A 21,732-nucleotide genomic window follows, 5' to 3' on the forward strand; every position below is an offset into this window, starting at 1 on the left:
TTATAAAGATCGATTGAAATTTCTGAGCTTCAGTTATATCGTTAGTCTATTTAGATAAAAATTATTGTGTCAAATAAAATAGGTTTTTGGGCTATTTTTGCCTTAGTGATTAGTAGCCAAATTGGCTCTGGAATTTTTATGCTTCCAATTAGCCTTGCTCCATATGGCATGTACAGCCTTGTAAGCTGGGTGATATCAGGGCTTGGTGCTATATCTCTTGCTTTGGTTTTTGCCTTACTCTGTGCAAAATTTCCGGAAACGGGTGGTCCTCACGTTTATGTAAAGCATGCTTTTGGCCCTGCTGCAGCTTTCTTTGTTGGTTGGACATATTGGGTGATTTCATGGGTTAGCACGACAGCAGTAATCGTTGCAAGTATTGGCTATCTTACTTCGCTTTTTCATGGAGATATTCAAAATATACGCTTATTTTTAGAAATACTATTATTTACGATCATTACACTAATAAATTTAAGAGGTGTCACTGCTGCTGGATGTGTTGAGCTTTTATTGATGACTGTCAAAATTACCGCACTGCTTGCTATACCGGTAACAGCGTTGTTTTTCTTTGATAGGAATAATTTTATCATAAGTGAGGAAATATCAAGCCTCACGATGTCTCAAGTCCTTGCTCGCTCTACACTACTCACTCTATGGTGTTTTATTGGACTTGAATCAGCAACAGCACCTGCAGGATCAGTCAACGATCCAGCCAAGACTATACCAAGAGCCATAGTGCTTGGCACAATCTCTGTTGCAGTTATATATTTCATTAATAGCCTTGCAATCATGGGATTGATAAACGGCAATGATCTAGTTAATTCAAAAGCGCCGTATGTTGACGCAATAAAAATTATGTTTCCAGGTAACTGGCATTTGATCATTTCTATTGTTGCTTTTATTGTTTGTGTTGGCAGTTTAAATGCTTGGGTACTAGCTAGTGGACAAGTGGCTCTTGGCCTTGCAGAAGATAAACTGATGCCACAGTTCTTTGCTAAAAGAAATAAGCACGGTTCTCCTTTCTGGGGCATAATAATCAGCTCTGTTGGCACTTCAGTTCTACTAATTCTCACTTCAAGCAACAATTTTGCTAAACAGATCACATCAATTATCGACTTTTCTGTAGTTTCATTTTTATTTGTTTACCTTGCATGCAGCCTTGCTTTTCTCAAAGTTATTGTGCAAGAAAAGAGTTGTTACAAATTTTTAATTGGCAGTATAGCAACAACCTTTTGCTGCTGGGTAATATTTGAAACTTCTGTGAATACTTTGCTGATCGCAAGCTTATTCACCGCAAGTGGCGTACCTCTTTATTTATTTTGGTATCGCAGAGTTTCTGCACAATAAAATAGAGTTTAAGGCCTTTTATTTAATAACGACTTTTCTTATTGTCCACTCGTTCAACATTACCCTTCTCAAGTTTACTATCTACTTCTTTTGCGTGTTCATCATCTATACTAGTCTCATCTTTTATCTTACTGGAGTGACCTGCCTGCGATTTTTCATATGCTTCCATTATAGGGTTACTGATGATTTCTATTTTTTCAGGTGTGAAAATCCTTGCTAAAAATCTCCCTATTATTGGTATTGATCTTAAGAAATCTCTTAGCTTTGAAGGTTCTTGTCTTTTATTTAGGAACTGTTGGTCTATTTTAAGGTTTTTTACACCATACTTTTTATCATCAAAATTTATTGCAGGCTTTCTTTTTTTCGAAAGAACATTTTGAGCCTTTAATCCATTGGTTCTTTCAGGCTCTTGAGGTGTAGACATTGCAGGTTTAACCTTAGTTTCATCGTATTCTTTACTCATCTTTCATTTTATTATGTAATATTACTAATATTGCATAATAATAGCTAAATTACAATTAATTGCAAGGTGAAAATATTAAAACAATTGTAAATTTTGTCAGTAAAAATATAATATAACTTTAAAGTTAGAGGTTTATCTATATGAGATACAAAATTGCTGTTATTGGAGCAACCGGAAGAGTAGGGCGTGAGGTGTTAAGCACGCTTGCTGAGTTTCAAGATGAGGCGATAGATTCTGTTATTGCACTTGCGTCGAAAAAATCAGAAGGGAAGAAGGTGAGTTTTGGTGACAAAGAGTTAACAGTTTTATGCCTTGAGGATTATGACTTCATTGGAACTAATGTAGCCATTTTCTGTGCCGGATCTCATGTTTCTGAGAAACACGTACCGACTGCAATTAAGGCTGGGTGCATCGTAATAGATAACACTTCCCATTTTAGAATGAAAGAAGGTGTGCCGCTCATTATTCCAGAGATTAATAAAGAAAAAATTATGGAATATAAAAACCACAACATAATATCCAACCCAAACTGTACTACAATACAGATGTTGCTAGTACTACATCTATTACACCAGAAAGCAAAAATAAAGAGAATCGTTGCTTCAACTTATCAATCAACTTCTGGTGCAGGTAAAGCAGCAATGGATGAACTTTATAATCAGACAAAAAAAATCTTCATGAATGAGACTAAAAAGCCTGAGATATTCCCTAAGCAAATAGCGTTTAATTGCATTCCCCATGTAGGAGAATTCATGGAGAATGGTTCTACAGAAGAGGAATGGAAAATGCAAGAGGAGACAAAAAAAATTTTAGAGGAAGATATAAAAGTTACTGCAACTTGTGTAAGGGTACCCGTCTTTATCGGCCACGCTATGGCAGTAAATGTGGAATTTGATCAACATATCACTGAAGAACAAGCTCGTGAAGTGCTAAGTGAAGCCGAAGATAGTGGAGTTTTAGTATACAACAGGCGTGAAGACAGTGAATACATAACTCAAATTGATGTTGTACAGGAAAATGCTGTATATGTATCGCGTATTAGACGAGACAATACTGTTGAGCACGGATTAAATATGTGGATAGTGGCTGATAACCTGCGCAAAGGTGCAGCACTAAATATAGTGCAGATTCTTGAGATTTTGATAAGAGAGCATTTGTCAATCAAGTGCATATAACGCGAATTCTGGATTAAGGAAGGAAGAAAGCATAGGAAATAGAAGGCTTTTTGGATTTGATGGAATAGGAAATGAGAGTAGAAAAGATATGAACCAAAAAATTAACAGGGGATCTATGGCGAGTGTGTTCAATTTCTAGTCTATTTTTTAGGTAACCAAAAACAGTCTCAATGATAGACCTTTTTCTCAGTAAAATCTTCTCATTTAGCGAAATCAATGCATTTTTCATACCTTTTTTCACCTTGGTAACAAGTTTCAAACCTCGGTCAAACAGCTTCTGAAAAAGCTCTTTTGCAATATAACCTTTGTCACCAAACAAAAGGCCGGTTAATTTTTCCGTCAGATTTGGCACAGGTATCCTATCATCAACATTGCCTTTTGTTAGCGTAAGTGAATGAATTTCACCATTTTCATTGATTACCATATGTAATTTGAAACCAAAAAACCAGCCGTAAGTACTCTTGCTTAATTTTGCAATTCCAGCAAAAACTTTGTTTTGGATATTCTTTTTGCATGACAAACTGCAATGGGAGTTGTGTCTATATATGAAATTCCAGTGTTTTCTGACTGTCCACAAAGCCAATGCAACAACATTGCTAAATGCCACAAAACCCTAGGCTTTAGAGCAACAAACCTGGTATATGAAGGCAACTTTGGAAACTCTGATTTGTAGAGCAACGTTAGGTAATGTAGATAGAAAGTTTTGAAATTTTTACACGGAGATTGTTGATATAGCAGGATTATTGTCATGATTTCGGAGTGCTCAATTTCCGTTGTTCTTGTGGGTTTTTTACCATTTGGCAGTAGTTTACCTGCAAAATTTTTCTCTATATCTCTGCAAAAATCATCGACCAAACAAAACAGTTTGTTATATCTTCCATGGTTAACCTCATCTGTTTTTTTATAACTGCTGAGTTTACCCTGTTTTCTTGCCTTTTCTATTCTCCTTTAATCCAGAATTCGCGTTTCTAGTAAAGTAAGGGTTTACAGCGAGATACCTTACAATACCACTCGCAACTCCCTCAGTTTTAGAACTAACTTCAGTTTGCCAATTTGCAATCAAAATGTTAATTCGTTCTGCTCTTGACAATGCATCCAATGATTGCAGTACTACACCATTTAAGAAATAAGAGAACCAATCATGCCACGTGCCTCTGTTGCTTATATTGTAAAGTTGGTCATAATACTCACTTTTTGTAGCTTCAAAAAATGCACTTAAGTATAACGGAGGTAATGGTAATAATTTTCTTTCGATCAGAAGTAATGTTATTAATAAACGTCCAATACGTCCATTGCCGTCCAAGAATGGGTGAATCGCTTCAAATTGATAATGACATAGAGCTATATGTATAAGTGGGGGTAATGTTCTATCATGTAGAAACTTTTCAAAAGAGTTCAAGCAACCCATCAGTTCACCTGGCATTGGTGGCACATATTTTGCTGTGTCTATTGTACATCCTGGGCTTCCAATCCAATTTTGCACTCGGCGAAATTCTCCTGGAATTGCGTGAGAACCTCTTACACCTTGCATAAGTTTTCCGTGAATTTCTTTAACCAACTGAAGCGACAGTGGAAAAGATTGTAAACGTTTTAGTCCATAATCGAGCGCTGATATATAATTGCGTACTTCTTGTAAATCATCGGGATTGCGATCTACGTTAGCACCTGCTTCTTGAGCCAAAATTTCACCAAGAGTTGCTTGAGTTCCCTCGATTCTACTTGAAAGAACTGCTTCACGTGTTATAAAGGGTCGTATGAGAAGATGAGGGTTAGGCAATTTAGCTCCTTCCCTGGATAACATACCCAAAATATGATCTGCTCTGGAAAGACTATTAACTAAATCATTGTCCCATTCAAATTTTGGTGGCAAGGGGTTAGGTATAAATGCCTGATAACCAGCGAATACTTTGCCTGATGGTGATCCTTTAATATACATTCATTCAACCTAGCACGCTATTTTTATAGTATATATTATTTTCAAATAAAGTCAAAAATGAAAATAAGAAACTCTCTTATTATTGATTTTGCTCAAAAACGAAAATAGAAGAAGCCTCTGAACTTTATATTACGTTTGCTTCAGTCATCCTGTTTTTCTGGAGAGCTGCTATAACGCGAATTCTGGATTAAAGGAGAATAGAAAAGGCAAGAAAACAGGGTAAACTCAGCAGTTATAAAAAAACAGATGAGGTTAACCATGGAAGATATAACAAACTGTTTTGTTTGGTCGATGATTTTTGCAGAGATATAGAGAAAAATTTTGCAGGTAAACTACTGCCAAATGGTAAAAAACCCACAAGAACAACGGAAATTGAGCACTCCGAAATCATGACAATAATCCTGCTATATCAACAATCTCCGTGTAAAAATTTCAAAACTTTCTATCTACATTACCTAACGTTGCTCTACAAATCAGAGTTTCCAAAGTTGCCTTCATATACCAGGTTTGTTGCTCTAAAGCCTAGGGTTTTGTGGCATTTAGCAATGTTGTTGCATTGGCTTTGTGGACAGTCAGAAAACACTGGAATTTCATATATAGACACAACTCCCATTGCAGTTTGTCATGCAAAAAGAATATCCAAAAACAAAGTTTTTGCTGGAATTGCAAAATTAAGCAAGAGTACTTACGGCTGGTTTTTTGGTTTCAAATTACATATGGTAATCAATGAAAATGGTGAAATTCATTCACTTACGCTAACAAAAGGCAATGTTGATGATAGGATACCTGTGCCAAATCTGACGGAAAAATTAACCGGCCTTTTGTTTGGTGACAAAGGTTATATTGCAAAAGAGCTTTTTCAGAAGCTGTTTGACCGAGGTTTGAAACTTGTTACCAAGGTGAAAAAAGGTATGAAAAATGCATTGATTTCGCTAAATGAGAAGATTTTACTGAGAAAAAGGTCTATCATTGAGACTGTTTTTGGTTACCTAAAAAATAGACTAGAAATTGAACACACTCGCCATAGATCCCCTGTTAATTTTTTGGTTCATATCTTTTCTACTCTCATTTCCTATTCCATCAAATCCAAAAAGCCTTCTATTTCCTATACTTTCTTCCTTCCTTAATCCAGAATTCGCGTTACCAAGGTGAAAAAAGGTATGAAAAATGCATTGATTTCGCTAAATGAGAAGATTTTACTGAGAAAAAGGTCTGTCATTGAGACTGTTTTTGGTTACCTAAAAAATAGACTAGAAATTGAACACACTTGCCATAGATCCCCTGTTAATTTTTTGGTTCATATCTTTTCTACTCTCATTTCCTATTCCATCAAATCCAAAAAGCCTTCTATTTCCTATACTTTCTTCCTTCCTTAATCCAGAATTCGCGTCTCTAGATCCCGCTAACAAGTAGCGGGATGACGAGGTATCTCTTAGCCGCTAACAAGCAGCGGGATCTTTTTGATTTACTCCCACTCAATAGTTGCTGGTGGCTTGGAAGTTATATCATAAACAACTCTATTCACTCCGGGAACATTATTAACAATGATACTGCCGACATTGCGTAAAAAATCCCAAAATACTAACAAGTGTTGATCCTTATCTTCAAATGGAAATGCATCGGCTGTCATACCATCAGATGATGTTACAGCCCTCAAAGCACAAACATATCCGTACGTACGACCATCTCCCATGACGCCTACAGTTTTTATTGGTAATAATACAGCAAAAGCTTGCCATATCTTATCGTATAGATCGTAATTTTTCATCGTATTAATATATATTTCATCTGCTTCTTGCAATATTCGCACCTTTTCTTCATCGACTTCACTTATAATCCTCACTGCAAGTCCGGGTCCAGGAAATGGATGTTGAAATATTATCTCATCTGAAAGCCCAATTTCCTTTCCAAGTAGCCTTACCTCATCTTTAAAGAGGTAACGTAAAGGCTCCACTAGCTTCAGGTTCATCTTTTCTGGCAACCCACCAACATTATGGTGAGACTTAATTGTACTAGTGTTGTCTGAGGCATGCCCTGACTCAACTACATCAGAGTAGATGGTACCTTGCATCAAAAAATCCACATCACCTATTTTTTTTGCTTCTTCTTCAAACACTTCAATAAAAGTGTTACCGATAATTTTTCGCTTTTCTTCTGGATCAGTTATTCCCTTCAACCTACTCAAAAATAAATTTGATTTATCAACATAGTTTATCGGAATCTCTTTCAACATAGTAATGGTCTGGTTCTTGCGTAACAACCCAGTATCGATAAAAATACAGTTCAATTGTTTTCCTATAGCTTTATGTGTGAGAGCCGCTGCAACACTTGAATCAACCCCACCACTTACTGCAGCGATTACTTTTTTCTCTCCTACTACATTTTTGATTTTTTCCTTCTGCTCCTCAATAAACGACTTCATTGTCCAGTCTCTTTCGCAATTTGCAATATCCAAGAAGTTAGAGAGCAATTTACTGCCATTTGTTGTGGGCCTCACTTCAGGATGGAATTGAGTACAGTAAATCTTCCGCTGTTCGTTGACAATCATTGCAATTGTTTGATTTATCACACCTGATGCGATAACAGTAAATCCCTGTGGTATAGTATCAACACTGTCTGCATGATTCATTAATACATCCACTTCAGAATTAACATCCCACGTATCCTTTATAATGGGAGATTCTTTTAGTACCTTGATCTTAGTTCTGCCAAACTCCTGTTTGAAACTCTCTTTTACTTTTGCTCCAAAATAATGACAAATGAGTTGCTGTCCATAGCATATTCCAAGTATAGGAACGTTTGTTGCCTCATTGAGTTTTATAATTTCATGTACTACTCTACTTGTTTCAGAACAATCATCATTTACAGATTGCGGTCCTCCAGAGAGAATAAACCCATTGAATTTTGATATTGTTTCAAAACTGACGTTGCTTGGAAATATTTCACAATAAACGCCCATGCCTCTTACTTGTCTTGCGATAAGCTGTGTAAACTGTGAACCAAAATCAATAATGGCAATTGCTGACAACTTACTCCTCCATATTATTTAAAAGTGATATCTGATAATAAAGAAAATAATGGAGTAAGTAAACTAAGACCTCTTAAAAGCTTTAATGTGTGGCTTAAACGTTAGCTATGATCTACTTTTTATAGCTAAAGTGGCTTAGGTTTACCTACAATTTGAAAAACAATAAATTCGTCATTCCGCTACTCGTTAGCGGAATCTATACCGCGAATGAATTGCGGTATGACGTAGGGAAACCTTTCTTGGGTTAGCTATACCTTAATCGTTTATAACCTTTGGCACTACGAAATACCCATGCTCAGGTTTTGTATTGGACAATATCTCTTCTTTAATGTTTTGAGAATTTATAACATCATCGCGTACATGAATGTCCTTGTCTATACTGCCATAATGCATAGGAGAAACACCTTCAGTATTAACTTGCAATAAAGTATCATGTATCCAATCCAGCATTGTCAGTTCTTTGGAGTAGTGATCAATCTCATCATTTGATAACTTAATCCTTACAAGCTGTGCAATTTTAAGCATTTCTTCTTTGGTAATTGTTATTTTTCTCTTATTTGCAAATTCTATTAGTGAAGTAATAACATCTTCTGTTGATCTAGTTGGCATCTTTACCTCCTTGGATGAAGTGAGTTAAAATATTTACGACCGAAACAACTTCTATTTTACCAGTTTTTTCAAGTTTGTGAAGTATGGTATCCGTAATCACTAATTTATCTAGAGAAGAGGAGGAAATTCTCTCAACTGCACTTCCTGAAAGCACGCCATGTGTGATGTATGAAATTACGGACTTTGCTCCACGGGCTTTTAAAGCAAGAGCTGCATTACACAATGTTCCACCAGAGTCAACTATATCATCAACAATGACACAATTTTTATTCGCAACTTCTCCTATTATGTTCATTACTTGAGATGTGCCTGCTTTCTCCCTATGTTTATCTACTACAATAATCTTATCACTTAACCCTATCTTGCACTTTTCCTCTAAAGTCTTTGCAAAAGCACGTGCTCTGCCAATTGCTCCAACATCAGGTGCAACAATTGCCAAATTTTTCGTGTATATACAGTCAACAAATGCTTCAAAGCAGTTCAAATTAGTTATCGGTACATCAAAGAATCCTTCAATTTGACTTGAGTGCAAATCAATAACTGCAACACTACTTGCACCTGCAGTTTGAATAAGATTTGCAACTAATTTGGCACTTAAAGCAGATTGCATATTATTGTTCTTGATAACTCTATCTTGCCTGCTATATCCATAATAAGGAATAATTACTACTATTCTTTTGGCTCCTAATCTATTTACTGCATCAATTATAAGCAGAAGCTCCATAAGGTTATCATTCACAGGGGGAGAAAGAGATTGTACTATATATACTTCTTGATTATATAGATCATTTGCTACTTCTACATTTACCTCGCCATCGGTAAACTTTGATATCCAAGCAGAGGATGGTTGAACATCTAGCCGGTTAACTACTGATTCCCCTAATTCCTTACTAGCATTACCTATTATTATCTTCATAACGCACTAATTGAGTTTTTAAGATTATACAGAAATTATGAAATAATTGAAATGTAAGTTTCTTTATCTAGCATTCTTGTCGGCGAATTAGGTACCTCTTGTACAATGACCTGTCATTTTCACGCATTATTTCAATAAATAGGTCTAAATTGAAACAATTACACAAAATCCTGCTTATGTTTCAAGATAAATGACTTTAATGAAATATAATTTACCTTACCACTTCGTTTTGATTCTTCAGTTCAACATAGGATAAATTACTCATACATTCTTCTAACGCGAATTCTGGATTAAGGAAGGAAGAAAGTATAGGAAATAGAAGGCTTTTTGGATTTGATGGAATAGGAAATGAGAGTAGAAAAGATATGAACCAAAAAATTAACAGGGGATCTATGGCGAGTGTGTTCAATTTCTAGTCTATTTTTTAGGTAACCAAAAACAGTCTCAATGATAGACCTTTTTCTCAGTAAAATCTTCTCATTTAGCGAAATCAATGCATTTTTCATACCTTTTTTCACCTTGGTAACAAGTTTCAAACCTCGGTCAAACAGCTTCTGAAAAAGCTCTTTTGCAATATAACCTTTGTCACCAAACAAAAGGCCGGTTAATTTTTCCGTCAGATTTGGCACAGGTATCCTATCATCAACATTGCCTTTTGTTAGCGTAAGTGAATGAATTTCACCATTTTCATTGATTACCATATGTAATTTGAAACCAAAAAACCAGCCGTAAGTACTCTTGCTTAATTTTGCAATTCCAGCAAAAACTTTGTTTTTGGATATTCTTTTTGCATGACAAACTGCAATGGGAGTTGTGTCTATATATGAAATTCCAGTGTTTTCTGACTGTCCACAAAGCCAATGCAACAACATTGCTAAATGCCACAAAACCCTAGGCTTTAGAGCAACAAACCTGGTATATGAAGGCAACTTTGGAAACTCTGATTTGTAGAGCAACGTTAGGTAATGTAGATAGAAAGTTTTGAAATTTTTACACGGAGATTGTTGATATAGCAGGATTATTGTCATGATTTCGGAGTGCTCAATTTCCGTTGTTCTTGTGGGTTTTTTACCATTTGGCAGTAGTTTACCTGCAAAATTTTTCTCTATATCTCTGCAAAAATCATCGACCAAACAAAACAGTTTGTTATATCTTCCATGGTTAACCTCATCTGTTTTTTTATAACTGCTGAGTTTACCCTGTTTTCTTGCCTTTTCTATTCTCCTTTAATCCAGAATTCGCGTTTCATAAGTAGCGATGCAACAAAGCCCACTGGGATCCAGAAGACTTAATTCTAACCAATGAGTTTACCCTGTTTTCTTGCCTTTTCTATTCTCCTTTAATCCAGAATTCGCGTTTCATAAGTAGCGATGCAACAAAGCCCACTGGGATCCAGAAGACTTAATTCTAACCAAGTGGCTGTATAATAAAGACTGGATTCCAGACGGCTTTGTTGCATAGGACCTTAAGCAGTGATGGTTTACGACAAATTTATGTAATGATTTCAAATTTAGCCATACCAATATCAGTGAATTTGTTGAGCAAATAGCACTTAATTAGTAATTCTTTTTCACGATTTACTTCAGATTTATTCCTAAAGCTAAATCCAAATACTTGCTTCAACCTTGAGAAAAATCCTTCTATGTAAGATCTCTTTCCATAAATTGCTTTCTTTTTCCACTCTTTTACACCATCTTGTCCATATAATTTTATTAACCTAATAACGCGAATTCTGGATTAAAGGAGAATAGAAAAGGCAAGAAAACAGGGTAAACTCAGCAGTTATAAAAAAACAGATGAGGTTAACCATGGAAGATATAACAAACTGTTTTGTTTGGTCGATGATTTTTGCAGAGATATAGAGAAAAATTTTGCAGGTAAACTACTGCCAAATGGTAAAAAACCCACAAGAACAACGGAAATTGAGCACTCCGAAATCATGACAATAATCCTGCTATATCAACAATCTCCGTGTAAAAATTTCAAAACTTTCTATCTACATTACCTAACGTTGCTCTACAAATCAGAGTTTCCAAAGTTGCCTTCATATACCAGGTTTGTTGCTCTAAAGCCTAGGGTTTTGTGGCATTTAGCAATGTTGTTGCATTGGCTTTGTGGACAGTCAGAAAACACTGGAATTTCATATATAGACACAACTCCCATTGCAGTTTGTCATGCAAAAAGAATATCCAAAAACAAAGTTTTTGCTGGAATTGCAAAATTAAGCAAGAGTACTTACGGCTGGTTTTTTGGTTTCAAATTACATATGGTAATCAATGAAAATGGTGAAATTCATTCACTTACGCTAACAAAAGGCAATGTTGATGATAGGATACCTGTGCCAAATCTGACGGAAAAATTAACCGGCCTTTTGTTTGGTGACAAAGGTTATATTGCAAAAGAGCTTTTTCAGAAGCTGTTTGACCGAGGTTTGAAACTTGTTACCAAGGTGAAAAAAGGTATGAAAAATGCATTGATTTCGCTAAATGAGAAGATTTTACTGAGAAAAAGGTCTATCATTGAGACTGTTTTTGGTTACCTAAAAAATAGACTAGAAATTGAACACACTCGCCATAGATCCCCTGTTAATTTTTTGGTTCATATCTTTTCTACTCTCATTTCCTATTCCATCAAATCCAAAAAGCCTTCTATTTCCTATACTTTCTTCCTTCCTTAATCCAGAATTCGCGTTAATTATAAAGGAGTTGAGCGACTTTACGTAATGTCTACTATAAAAATCGAGAAGAAATCACAATTAGTTAAAGAGGTATTCGATTCCGTGGCAAGTCGCTACGACACCATGAATGATATAATGAGCCTTGGAATGCACAGATTATGGAAAGATAAAATGGTAAATAGTGTGCATTTTACAAAAAACTCTAAGGTTTTAGATGTTGCTGGAGGAACTGGAGATATAGCAATAAGAATAGTAAGAAAAGAGCCAAGTGCTAAGGTTACAGTATGCGATATAAATCAGAATATGCTAAGCAGAGGACGTGATAAAGCTATAAATTCAAACCAAATTAATTTTGATTGGGTATGTGCGAACGCAGAAAGTTTACCATTTGAAGACTCCGAATTTGATTATTGCACAATAGCTTTTGGCATTCGAAATGTTTCTGACCGCAAGAAGGCTTTAAATGAGGCGCACAGGGTATTAAAACCACATGGAAAATTTATCTGCTTAGAATTTGCCCCTATGCACTATCAAAATGAGATATTTACCAAACTTTATGACTTATATTCATTTAAAGTAATTCCTAAAATTGGCAGCATAGTTGCTCAAGACGAGAGTTCTTATGAATATTTAGTGAAGAGCATCAGAGAATTTCCAACTCAGGCTGATTTTAAAATGGAAATTGAAGAGGTAGGCTTTAAGAATGTTGAGTTTCATAATATGAGCTATGGAATAGTGGCATTACACATTGGAACAAAATGAATATTAAACTCTGGTATAGAACCCTAGATTATTATCTTATCCTTCCAGTGTTTTTTTTGCTCACTATAAGTTTCATTCTTGTTTATTCAGCGAGCCCTGTAATTGCGCAGCGTCTTTCTCTACCACAGGATTATTTTATACGGCGCCATACAATTTATATAGTTCTATCACTGATTACCTTAGTAACATTTTCTTTTCTCAACACAAGAACTATACTTAACCTCTCATTCGCAGGTTTCATTTTATTTACTATTCTAGTGGCAGCTGCGATAATACTTGGTATAGAGGTAAAAGGTGCGAAACGATGGTTACATATTGTCAAAATTTCAGTTCAACCATCTGAGTTCGTAAGGCCATTTTTTTCTGTTGTCATAGCTAGTATCTTAGCCAGCGGAATGAAGTTTAAAATGCACATATCAATCATAATATTTCTGTTAGTTTTTGTGTTGTTACTTTTGCAACCTGATTTCAGTATGTCCATGCTTTTAACATATTCTTTTATTGGTCAAATGTTTATTGCATGTATACCACTTTTATACTTTCTATGCATAATAGGAATGGCCACAACTGGAACTACAATAGCTTACTTATGCCTCCCACATATAAAGCAAAGGATTTACAATTTTGTCTTTTTTACGCAGCGCGATAACTTTCAAGTCACAAAATCATTAGAAGCATTCAAAAGAGGTCAATTAACTGGAGTTGGACCTGGTGAAGGTAGCGTAAAAACCTCTCTTCCTGATTGTCATACAGATTTTGTGTTTTCTGTTTTAGCAGAAGAATTTGGTTTGATTACGTGCTTAGCCACATTGATGTTATTTGGCATCATTTCCGCCCGCTTGCTTTACGTTGCATATAGGGAAAATGAACTACTTAATCTGTTGGTGATTCTTGGTATCTCAATTCAATTCATCACACAATTCATAATAAACATAGGGGTAACATTGAGTGTTTTTCCCACCACCGGCATAACCCTGCCACTACTTAGTTATGGTGGCTCTTCTCTTTTATCTTCGAGCATTGCACTTGGCATAATGCTGTCTTTCAGTAGAAATCAAGCTATTGCATTAAAGTTTCGTGAGCGTGTTATGCTTGGAAGGTATATGGACTAAACTTGTACCGCTCACAACTGTACGAACGTTGCGATATAGGGGTCAAGAATGATGTCATCCCAGTGCCCCTATGATGTCATGCAAGTAGCTGACACTGGAATGGCTTTGTTGCATAGCACCTTAAGCAGTGATGGTTTACGACAAATTTATGTAATAATTTCAAATTTAGCCATACCAATATCAGTGAATTTGTTGAGCAAATAGCACTTAATTAGTAACGCGAATTCTGGATTAAGGAAGGAAGAAAGTATAGGAAATAGAAGGCTTTTTGGATTTGATGGAATAGGAAATGAGAGTAGAAAAGATATGAACCAAAAAATTAACAGGGGATCTATGGCGAGTGTGTTCAATTTCTAGTCTATTTTTTAGGTAACCAAAAACAGTCTCAATGATAGACCTTTTTCTCAGTAAAATCTTCTCATTTAGCGAAATCAATGCATTTTTCATACCTTTTTTCACCTTGGTAACAAGTTTCAAACCTCGGTCAAACAGCTTCTGAAAAAGCTCTTTTGCAATATAACCTTTGTCACCAAACAAAAGGCCGGTTAATTTTTCCGTCAGATTTGGCACAGGTATCCTATCATCAACATTGCCTTTTGTTAGCGTAAGTGAATGAATTTCACCATTTTCATTGATTACCATATGTAATTTGAAACCAAAAAACCAGCCGTAAGTACTCTTGCTTAATTTTGCAATTCCAGCAAAAACTTTGTTTTTGGATATTCTTTTTGCATGACAAACTGCAATGGGAGTTGTGTCTATATATGAAATTCCAGTGTTTTCTGACTGTCCACAAAGCCAATGCAACAACATTGCTAAATGCCACAAAACCCTAGGCTTTAGAGCAACAAACCTGGTATATGAAGGCAACTTTGGAAACTCTGATTTGTAGAGCAACGTTAGGTAATGTAGATAGAAAGTTTTGAAATTTTTACACGGAGATTGTTGATATAGCAGGATTATTGTCATGATTTCGGAGTACTCAATTTCCGTTGTTCTTGTGGGTTTTTTACCATTTGGCAGTAGTTTACCTGCAAAATTTTTCTCTATATCTCTGCAAAAATCATCGACCAAACAAAACAGTTTGTTATATCTTCCATGGTTAACCTCATCTGTTTTTTTATAACTGCTGAGTTTACCCTGTTTTCTTGCCTTTTCTATTCTCCTTTAATCCAGAATTCGCGTTTTAACTATTACACATAAAGTAAAAAAGTCAACTCATCTCTTCCAAAGGCTCTATATTAAAGATGGAAAGTCCAGAAGCAATGACGTGCGCTAAGGCTTGTACGAGTTGCAGCGGTGAGGTCTTTCTTATATTTTTAATTGTGTAATCTTCTGTGTTTGTAAATGTTTTTTCTATGCCCCACTGCAGTAATAAGTACTTTACGTTCTGAATGATTTATAATGTAAATTATACGGTAGTTGCTAACCCTTATCCTATATTGCCCTCTAAAGCTATGACATAAAGGCTTTCCTAGATTAAAAGGATCAACTGTAAGGCGTTTCTTTATGGCCTCCTGAACCATTAATTTAATCTTTGCCGGAAGAGCTGGAATTTCTTTTTCAATAACATTTTTTAAGAATTTTATAGTGTAAGTTTTATTTCCAGATGTTTTCATCATCCTCTACTTCTTCTTCACCTTCAGAGAGGCGATCGTCAGCTATTTCGGATAGCTCTACATCTTCTTCGAACTCTTCTTCCACTAAATCTACTAAAACTTCAGGGATAGTTTTATTTTGAATCTCTGCCATTTCTGTAAGATACTGAGCCAATTTACTGTCAAAACTTACATTAACATTGAGCTTTTTTTGACTGTGAGCCATATATTAACCAAAAAATACTACTATAAACTATAACATTTTTACTTAATTTTGTCAACTCCTTTATTCGTTGAAAAAACAATCTTGCACAAAAAAAGTCAACTCATCTCTTCCAAAGGTTCTATATTAAAGATGGAAAGTCCAGAAGCGATGACGTGCGCTAAGGCTTGTACGAGAAACATTCTTGCAGCGGTGAGGTTTAAGTTGTCTTCCAGTATGAACCGCATGTTTAGATCACTCTTGCCATACCCCCATAAAACGTGAAACGCTTCTGCAACTTCAAGTAAGTAGAAAGTAATTCTGTGTGGCTCATAAAGCCTTGCTGCAATTTTTACCACATCTGGCCACTTTGCTAAGGTTTTTATGAGGAAGAGCTCCCCATCGGTCTTTAAAAGTGAAGGATCTGCTGTTGGGGGCTCTTTTGGAGCATTACGCATTAACGAATGAGCACGAGCATGCGCATATTGCACGTAAAAAATAGGATTGTCTTTTGACTGTTCTTTAACTTTAGCAAAATCAAAGTCCAAGACCATATCATTCTTGCGTGTTAGCATTATAAAACGAGTTATGTCCCTGCCAACTTCTTCCACTACATCTCTTGCTGTGAGGAAGTTTCCTGATCTTTTGGACATTTTAACAGGTTTGCCATTCTCAAAAAAATTCACAATATTATGCAGTTTTACCTCTATTTTCGCTTGATCATCACTTAGCGCAGAGACGACTGCTTTGAGCCTTTTGATATAACCACTATGATCACTACCAACCTCTAAGATCATATTGTTAAAACCACGTGATATCTTATCAAAATGGTAAGCGATATCCGAGGCAAAATAAGTCCAACTGCCGTCCTCTTTTTTCAGTGCACGGTCAACATCATCGCCAAATTTTGTAGAGCGAAATAACATTTCTTTTCTGGAAGTCCAATTTTCGCTTTCTTTGCCTTTTGGTTTCTCCAAGTACCCTTCATACACTAGACCCTTGTCAGACAATATCTTTATACTCTCTTCAATTTTGCCACTTTTTTGTAGCTCATACTCTGAAGTAAAAACATCATGACTTACTCCAAGTAAGTTCATGTCTTCCTTTATTAGTTCTAAGATAGAACTTAAAGTATAGTCTCTAATTATCTGATTATCTTGCTTTTTTAGAAGCTCTTTGCCATATTTTTTAGCCAGCTCCTCCCCTATCGGTTTTAAATATTCACCTGGGTATAAACCTTTTTCAATGCTAATTTCTTCTCCCAGAGCTTCCTTATACCGCAAATATACTGACTTTATTAGTGTATCTATCTGCGCTCCAGCATCGTTAATATAGTATTCCTTAGTAACTTTATAACCAACTTTTTTCAATAAATTTGCCAGAACGTCACCAAATACTGCCCCTCTTGCATGACCAATATGCAGTGGACCAGTTGGATTTGCAGATACAAACTCAACATTGATGGCCTGCTTGTTCCCTATATCTAGGGTACCAAACTCTGTTTTTAGCTCATTTATTTGTTTTAAAATTCCATGCCACACTTCTATTTTTAAGTGCATGTTGATGAAACCAGGGCCTGCTATTTCCACTTTTGCAACTTCATCAAAAAGTTCAAACTCTTTAGCTAAAACCTCTGCAATCTCAACTGGATTCTTCTTTTCATGCTTTGCGAGCACCATAGCAACGTTTGTGTAAATATCTCCATGCGCTCTATTGCTTGGAGGCTCTACGATAAAGTTTGTTGCATTCGTGCTTATAACACCCCTTTGCTTCAACTCATTTAATTTGCTGGAAATTAGAGAGGAAACCTGTTTAAAAATGTTCATCGACTAGAAAAACTATGAAAACCTCCAACAATATAGCGAATAAGTGGGGCTAGTTGAAGGTTTATCTTATCTCTATTCTTTGTTTGGTGTAAGGCGACCTTTTCTGGGTCGAAAGACCCAGAAAAGTTATGGTTTATATTAAGTCGTTATTGCTAACGCGAATTCTGGATTAAGGAAGGAAGAAAGTATAGGAAATAGAAGGCTTTTTGGATTTGATGGAATAGGAAATGAGAGTAGAAAAGATATGAACCAAAAAATTAACAGGGGATCTATGGCGAGTGTGTTCAATTTCTAGTCTATTTTTTAGGTAACCAAAAACAGTCTCAATGATAGACCTTTTTCTCAGTAAAATCTTCTCATTTAGCGAAATCAATGCATTTTTCATACCTTTTTTCACCTTGGTAACAAGTTTCAAACCTCGGTCAAACAGCTTCTGAAAAAGCTCTTTTGCAATATAACCTTTGTCACCAAACAAAAGGCCGGTTAATTTTTCCGTCAGATTTGGCACAGGTATCCTATCATCAACATTGCCTTTTGTTAGCGTAAGTGAATGAATTTCACCATTTTCATTGATTACCATATGTAATTTGAAACCAAAAAACCAGCCGTAAGTACTCTTGCTTAATTTTGCAATTCCAGCAAAAACTTTGTTTTTGGATATTCTTTTTACGCGAATTCTGGATTAAAGGAGAATAGAAAAGGCAAGAAAACAGGGTAAACTCAGCAGTTATAAAAAAACAGATGAGGTTAACCATGGAAGATATAACAAACTGTTTTGTTTGGTCGATGATTTTTGCAGAGATATAGAGAAAAATTTTGCAGGTAAACTACTGCCAAATGGCAAAAAACCCACAAGAACAACGGAAATTGAGCACTCCGAAATCATGACAATAATCCTGCTATATCAACAATCTCCGTGTAAAAATTTCAAAACTTTCTATCTACATTACCTAACGTTGCTCTACAAATCAGAGTTTCCAAAGTTGCCTTCATATACCAGGTTTGTTGCTCTAAAGCCTAGGGTTTTGTGGCATTTAGCAATGTTGTTGCATTGGCTTTGTGGACAGTCAGAAAACACTGGAATTTCATATATAGACACAACTCCCATTGCAGTTTGTCATGCAAAAAGAATATCCAAAAACAAAGTTTTTGCTGGAATTGCAAAATTAAGCAAGAGTACTTACGGCTGGTTTTTTGGTTTCAAATTACATATGGTAATCAATGAAAATGGTGAAATTCATTCACTTACGCTAACAAAAGGCAATGTTGATGATAGGATACCTGTGCCAAATCTGACGGAAAAATTAACCGGCCTTTTGTTTGGTGACAAAGGTTATATTGCAAAAGAGCTTTTTCAGAAGCTGTTTGACCAAGGTTTGAAACTTGTTACCAAGGTGAAAAAAGGTATGAAAAATGCATTGATTTCGCTAAATGAGAAGATTTTACTGAGAAAAAGGTCTATCATTGAGACTGTTTTTGGTTACCTAAAAAATAGACTAGAAATTGAACACACTCGCCATAGATCCCCTGTTAATTTTTTGGTTCATATCTTTTCTACTCTCATTTCCTATTCCATCAAATCCAAAAAGCCTTCTATTTCCTATACTTTCTTCCTTCCTTAATCCAGAATTCGCGTCATTACTGTATTTTGTAGCTATGACTTGTTTGCCCAACATTATGTGCAATTTTCTTACTTGTTTATAGCCGCGATACTCTCTATCTTTGCTATTTTCTTTGCTGTGTGTTGTTGTATATACTAATTCCTGTACTGTCTATAGCAATTTCGATATCTTCCATGTTATTTTCTGCAATCATTGATCTTAATATCAAGTTTCTTTTGATGCTTGTGAATAGCTAATAACCTAAATTTTTTCCTATTTGTTCAATGTATCCTTCTAAAAATCCCACTCAAACCTATTCTGAATAGATGGGTTATTATATGTATCAAAATCACCACTTTATTGCTGTAAATATTGTTGCCACCCTGCATTTTGGCCCAATTTCATACCAATTTTCGATAGCTTTATCGATGTGACGAAAAATATTTCCTCTTTTTTCTAGAAATTTGTTATATTCGCTATGGTTACTGACTCTCATTTTTTGTGGCATATTTATCCTTAAATCGCTATTTTATAATGAATTTAGTCAGTAGCCACCAGATTTTTCGGTTGCTATGCAACAAAGCCATCCCAGTGTCTGGGCACTGGGATGACAAGAAAGAGGCTACTTGGATGACACCCTGACAACCGTCATCCCGCTACGTGTTAGCGGGATCTATGCTAAGATACCGCGAATGAATCGCGGTATGACGTAGGGAAACTTAGTCAGCGTTAGCCATACTTTTATACTTACCAACTCAGTATCCAATCTGGATCCAAGTAGTCAGCTACTCGGATGACAGGAGAAGGTACTAGGATGACACCATCTGGATGCAAATTTCCTTAAACGTTCGTATAACTCAAAACTTTACTTTAGATCAAACTGCTGTATAGTGACTTTATAGCTTCAATTTTGTAATGAACATACCTAGTATAGGAAATTGTGATCTTCACAATAAAACCGTCTTACTCAGAGTTGATTTCAATGTTCCTATAAAAGATGGAGAAATTCGTGACGTCACTCGTATTTTGAGAGCATTGCCTACTATTCAGTATTTAGTAAATGCGAGTGCAAAGATTATTATTATATCGCATTTCGGACGCCCAAAGGCCAGAGACAATAATCTGTCGCTAAAAAATGTAATTGACACTTTATCGCAGTTACTAAATAAAAAAGTGAAATTCATTGATGATTGCGTTGGTGAAAAAGTGCAGAAAGCAGTGAGTGCTATGGATGCAAGAGATATAATATTACTAGAGAATCTAAGATTTTATAAAGAGGAAGAGCAAAGTGACTCAAATTTTGCCAAACAACTAGCATCTCTAGCGGATATATATGTCAATGATGCATTTTCTTGCTCTCACAGAGCTCACGCTTCTATTTCACGCATTACAGAATTTTTACCCTCCTATGCAGGATTTTGCTTACAAGATGAGCTAAAGTATCTTGGAAAAGCTGTATCGTTTAAAGCTAAACCTATTACTGCGATAGTTGGGGGAGCCAAAATGTCAACTAAGATAAAAATGCTTATAAAGCTAACAGAAAAGGTTGATTACCTAGTTCTAGGTGGTGCAATAGCCAATAATTTTTTGTCATTTAGCAAAGTAAATATAGGGAAATCTTTCTTTCAAAATGGTGTTGACGACCTTCTACATAATATTGTTGAAACAGCAAATAAAAACAATTGCAAAATAGTTGTGCCAGAAGACGTTCTGGTTGCAGTAAACTCTGATTACAGCACTAGTATTTCAAGAAAAACTGAGTCCATTTTGGACGGTGATATAATTTTGGATATCGGACCACAAACTTTGAGTACAATAAGCAGTATAATAGCAAGCAGTAAGACTCTGCTGTGGAATGGACCTATTGGTGTTTTTGAACATTCAGCTTTTGCAAGTGGTACAATAGGGGTAATGAAAGTCGTAAGTGATTTAACGCACAAAGGAAAGTTAACCAGCATAATAGGGGGAGGCGATAGTCTATCTGCAATAAGCGCTGCAGGCCTTACCGATAAGGATTTTACATGTGTTTCCACTGGTGGAGGAGCGTTTTTAAGTTGGCTGGGTGGCGATGAAATGCCGGGAGTTGCTGCTCTGCAAAAATGCACTCAACATTAGATTAAAACTTTTTTAAATTGTTTCTTATAAGCTAGCTTTTTTGTGAACGTGATTATGTCGAAGACAGTTAAACTAATTTTGTGTTTAATAATACCAATAATAGGATTTATTTTTTATATTAAGGATCATTATTTTCACACCGGCTATGTAGAAGAAAATGTTAAGGTCAATTTTGAACCATTTTTCAGTTCACAACCAGCCACCGTTTCCAGAATTAACTGACTTCGATAGAGGAGTGTTGAAAGTTTGTGGAGATTGAGGAGCACATCCAGATAAAGAAGATTTCAAAATTTTACTTAGTTGTCCGCAGCATCAAGAAGTAGTGAAAGGAATATATGATGAGCTTGATCATCAAGTGATTACGCCAG

20 protein-coding genes and 3 pseudogenes are annotated in these 21,732 nt (G+C 35.7%); 10 read left to right on the forward strand and 13 right to left on the reverse strand.

Going from position 1 to position 21,732, the window contains the following annotated elements; genetic code table 11:
- The first annotated feature begins 66 nt into the window (after positions 1-66).
- Positions 67-1,344, forward strand: coding sequence for an APC family permease (locus AAGD95_RS04375; protein WP_341818308.1), 1,278 nt, complete (start codon positions 67-69; stop codon positions 1,342-1,344).
- A gap of 22 nt (positions 1,345-1,366) precedes the next feature.
- Here AAGD95_RS04375 and AAGD95_RS04380 read toward each other — a convergent pair whose 3' ends face one another.
- Positions 1,367-1,807, reverse strand: coding sequence for a hypothetical protein (locus AAGD95_RS04380; protein ID WP_341818309.1), 441 nt, complete (start codon positions 1,805-1,807; stop codon positions 1,367-1,369).
- Between the two features lie 140 nt (positions 1,808-1,947).
- Here AAGD95_RS04380 and AAGD95_RS04385 point away from each other — a divergent pair, with 140 nt between their 5' ends.
- Positions 1,948-2,982 carry an aspartate-semialdehyde dehydrogenase gene (locus AAGD95_RS04385; protein WP_265035070.1) on the forward strand — a complete coding sequence of 345 codons (1,035 nt, stop codon included), beginning with the start codon at positions 1,948-1,950 and terminating at the stop codon, positions 2,980-2,982.
- 13 nt (positions 2,983-2,995) lie between these two features.
- Here the strand turns inward: AAGD95_RS04385 and AAGD95_RS04390 are convergent.
- Together AAGD95_RS04390 and AAGD95_RS04395 are read right to left on the reverse strand one after the other, a co-directional pair.
- Positions 2,996-3,846: pseudogene (locus tag AAGD95_RS04390) on the reverse strand (IS982 family transposase).
- 52 nt (positions 3,847-3,898) lie between these two features.
- Positions 3,899-4,918, reverse strand: coding sequence for a Fic family protein (locus tag AAGD95_RS04395; RefSeq protein WP_341818310.1), 1,020 nt, complete (start codon positions 4,916-4,918; stop codon positions 3,899-3,901).
- Between the two features lie 275 nt (positions 4,919-5,193).
- Here AAGD95_RS04395 and AAGD95_RS04400 point away from each other — a divergent pair, with 275 nt between their 5' ends.
- Together AAGD95_RS04400 and AAGD95_RS04405 are read left to right on the forward strand one after the other, a co-directional pair.
- Complete coding sequence (locus AAGD95_RS04400; protein WP_410542088.1) at positions 5,194-6,045, forward strand: IS982 family transposase; 852 nt, start codon at positions 5,194-5,196, stop codon at positions 6,043-6,045.
- A gap of 12 nt (positions 6,046-6,057) precedes the next feature.
- Positions 6,058-6,294 (forward strand): annotated as a pseudogene (locus tag AAGD95_RS04405) (transposase); the annotation flags it as partial.
- 89 nt (positions 6,295-6,383) lie between these two features.
- Here AAGD95_RS04405 and guaA read toward each other — a convergent pair.
- From guaA to AAGD95_RS04425, 4 genes are all read right to left on the reverse strand, one after another.
- Positions 6,384-7,946, reverse strand: coding sequence for a glutamine-hydrolyzing GMP synthase (gene guaA, locus AAGD95_RS04410; protein ID WP_341818311.1), 1,563 nt, complete (start codon positions 7,944-7,946; stop codon positions 6,384-6,386).
- Positions 7,947-8,201: 255 nt separating this feature from the next.
- Positions 8,202-8,555, reverse strand: a complete 354-nt coding sequence (gatC, locus tag AAGD95_RS04415; RefSeq protein ID WP_265025593.1) for an Asp-tRNA(Asn)/Glu-tRNA(Gln) amidotransferase subunit GatC — start codon at positions 8,553-8,555, stop codon at positions 8,202-8,204.
- Positions 8,545-9,471: a ribose-phosphate diphosphokinase gene (locus AAGD95_RS04420; protein ID WP_341818312.1), complete on the reverse strand. Its 927-nt coding sequence runs from the start codon at positions 9,469-9,471 to the stop codon at positions 8,545-8,547. Before AAGD95_RS04420 ends, gatC begins: the two co-directional genes overlap by 11 nt.
- 290 nt (positions 9,472-9,761) lie before the next feature.
- On the reverse strand, positions 9,762-10,613 hold the full coding sequence (locus tag AAGD95_RS04425; protein WP_410542088.1) for an IS982 family transposase: 852 nt from the start codon (positions 10,611-10,613) through the stop codon (positions 9,762-9,764).
- Between the two features lie 15 nt (positions 10,614-10,628).
- On the opposite strand from AAGD95_RS04425, the gene AAGD95_RS04430 reads away from it, so the two are divergent.
- A complete protein-coding gene (locus AAGD95_RS04430; protein WP_341818313.1) occupies positions 10,629-10,763 on the forward strand; it encodes a hypothetical protein in 135 nt (44 codons plus the stop codon).
- Positions 10,764-10,962: 199 nt separating this feature from the next.
- Here the strand turns inward: AAGD95_RS04430 and AAGD95_RS04435 are convergent, their stop codons facing one another.
- Positions 10,963-11,094 (reverse strand): hypothetical protein, encoded by a 132-nt coding sequence (locus AAGD95_RS04435; RefSeq protein ID WP_265015624.1) that lies wholly within the window; start codon positions 11,092-11,094, stop codon positions 10,963-10,965.
- 202 nt (positions 11,095-11,296) lie between these two features.
- Here AAGD95_RS04435 and AAGD95_RS04440 point away from each other — a divergent pair, with 202 nt between their 5' ends.
- Genes AAGD95_RS04440 through AAGD95_RS04450 form a run of 3 tightly spaced genes read left to right on the forward strand, consistent with a single transcriptional unit; the run spans position 11,297 to position 14,022 of the window.
- The gene (locus tag AAGD95_RS04440; RefSeq protein WP_410542088.1) at positions 11,297-12,148 is read left to right on the forward strand and encodes an IS982 family transposase; all 852 of its coding nucleotides are present in this window, start codon (positions 11,297-11,299) and stop codon (positions 12,146-12,148) included.
- Positions 12,149-12,193: 45 nt separating this feature from the next.
- Entirely contained in the window at positions 12,194-12,910 is a 717-nt protein-coding gene (gene ubiE / locus AAGD95_RS04445) for a bifunctional demethylmenaquinone methyltransferase/2-methoxy-6-polyprenyl-1,4-benzoquinol methylase UbiE (protein WP_265025511.1), read from the forward strand.
- A complete protein-coding gene (locus AAGD95_RS04450) occupies positions 12,907-14,022 on the forward strand; it encodes an FtsW/RodA/SpoVE family cell cycle protein (protein ID WP_341818314.1) in 1,116 nt (371 codons plus the stop codon). The genes ubiE and AAGD95_RS04450 overlap by 4 nt, the downstream gene beginning before the upstream one ends.
- 231 nt (positions 14,023-14,253) lie before the next feature.
- On the opposite strand, the gene AAGD95_RS04455 is transcribed toward AAGD95_RS04450, so the two are convergent.
- From AAGD95_RS04455 to AAGD95_RS04475, 5 genes and pseudogenes are all read right to left on the reverse strand, one after another.
- Positions 14,254-15,105, reverse strand: coding sequence for an IS982 family transposase (locus AAGD95_RS04455; protein WP_410542091.1), 852 nt, complete (start codon positions 15,103-15,105; stop codon positions 14,254-14,256).
- A gap of 236 nt (positions 15,106-15,341) precedes the next feature.
- A complete protein-coding gene (locus AAGD95_RS04460; protein WP_250295924.1) occupies positions 15,342-15,641 on the reverse strand; it encodes a type II toxin-antitoxin system RelE family toxin in 300 nt (99 codons plus the stop codon).
- The gene (locus tag AAGD95_RS04465) at positions 15,622-15,846 is read right to left on the reverse strand and encodes a hypothetical protein (RefSeq protein WP_174132978.1); all 225 of its coding nucleotides are present in this window, start codon (positions 15,844-15,846) and stop codon (positions 15,622-15,624) included. The genes AAGD95_RS04460 and AAGD95_RS04465 overlap by 20 nt, the downstream gene beginning before the upstream one ends.
- Before the next feature lie 95 nt (positions 15,847-15,941).
- The gene (argS, locus tag AAGD95_RS04470; RefSeq protein WP_341818316.1) at positions 15,942-17,648 is read right to left on the reverse strand and encodes an arginine--tRNA ligase; all 1,707 of its coding nucleotides are present in this window, start codon (positions 17,646-17,648) and stop codon (positions 15,942-15,944) included.
- 169 nt (positions 17,649-17,817) lie between these two features.
- Positions 17,818-18,315 (reverse strand): annotated as a pseudogene (locus AAGD95_RS04475) (IS982 family transposase); the annotation flags it as partial.
- A 103-nt stretch (positions 18,316-18,418) separates the two neighbouring features.
- On the opposite strand from AAGD95_RS04475, the gene AAGD95_RS04480 reads away from it, so the two are divergent.
- Both AAGD95_RS04480 and AAGD95_RS04485 read left to right on the forward strand, forming a co-directional pair.
- Complete coding sequence (locus AAGD95_RS04480) at positions 18,419-19,270, forward strand: IS982 family transposase (RefSeq protein WP_410542096.1); 852 nt, start codon at positions 18,419-18,421, stop codon at positions 19,268-19,270.
- An 894-nt stretch (positions 19,271-20,164) separates the two neighbouring features.
- Positions 20,165-21,364 (forward strand): phosphoglycerate kinase, encoded by a 1,200-nt coding sequence (locus tag AAGD95_RS04485; RefSeq protein ID WP_341818317.1) that lies wholly within the window; start codon positions 20,165-20,167, stop codon positions 21,362-21,364.
- The last annotated feature ends 368 nt before the right edge of the window (positions 21,365-21,732 follow it).

The sequence above is a fragment of the Wolbachia endosymbiont (group B) of Ennomos erosarius genome, from assembly GCF_964026905.1.
Classification (GTDB): domain Bacteria; phylum Pseudomonadota; class Alphaproteobacteria; order Rickettsiales; family Anaplasmataceae; genus Wolbachia.

Bases quoted from the DNA above. Each gene is read 5' to 3' on its own strand.
- gatC (WP_265025593.1), bottom strand. From the start codon at position 8,555: ATGCCAACTAGATCAACAGAAGATGTTATTACTTCACTAATAGAATTT.
- AAGD95_RS04385 (WP_265035070.1), top strand. From the start codon at position 1,948: ATGAGATACAAAATTGCTGTTATTGGAGCAACCGGAAGAGTAGGGCGT.
- AAGD95_RS04420 (WP_341818312.1), bottom strand. From the start codon at position 9,471: ATGAAGATAATAATAGGTAATGCTAGTAAGGAATTAGGGGAATCAGTA.
- ubiE (WP_265025511.1), top strand. From the start codon at position 12,194: ATGTCTACTATAAAAATCGAGAAGAAATCACAATTAGTTAAAGAGGTA.
- AAGD95_RS04485 (WP_341818317.1), top strand. From the start codon at position 20,165: ATGAACATACCTAGTATAGGAAATTGTGATCTTCACAATAAAACCGTC.
- AAGD95_RS04430 (WP_341818313.1), top strand. From the start codon at position 10,629: ATGGTTAACCTCATCTGTTTTTTTATAACTGCTGAGTTTACCCTGTTT.
- AAGD95_RS04465 (WP_174132978.1), bottom strand. From the start codon at position 15,846: ATGGCTCACAGTCAAAAAAAGCTCAATGTTAATGTAAGTTTTGACAGT.
- argS (WP_341818316.1), bottom strand. From the start codon at position 17,648: ATGAACATTTTTAAACAGGTTTCCTCTCTAATTTCCAGCAAATTAAAT.
- AAGD95_RS04395 (WP_341818310.1), bottom strand. From the start codon at position 4,918: ATGTATATTAAAGGATCACCATCAGGCAAAGTATTCGCTGGTTATCAG.
- AAGD95_RS04450 (WP_341818314.1), top strand. From the start codon at position 12,907: ATGAATATTAAACTCTGGTATAGAACCCTAGATTATTATCTTATCCTT.
- AAGD95_RS04460 (WP_250295924.1), bottom strand. From the start codon at position 15,641: ATGAAAACATCTGGAAATAAAACTTACACTATAAAATTCTTAAAAAAT.
- AAGD95_RS04380 (WP_341818309.1), bottom strand. From the start codon at position 1,807: ATGAGTAAAGAATACGATGAAACTAAGGTTAAACCTGCAATGTCTACA.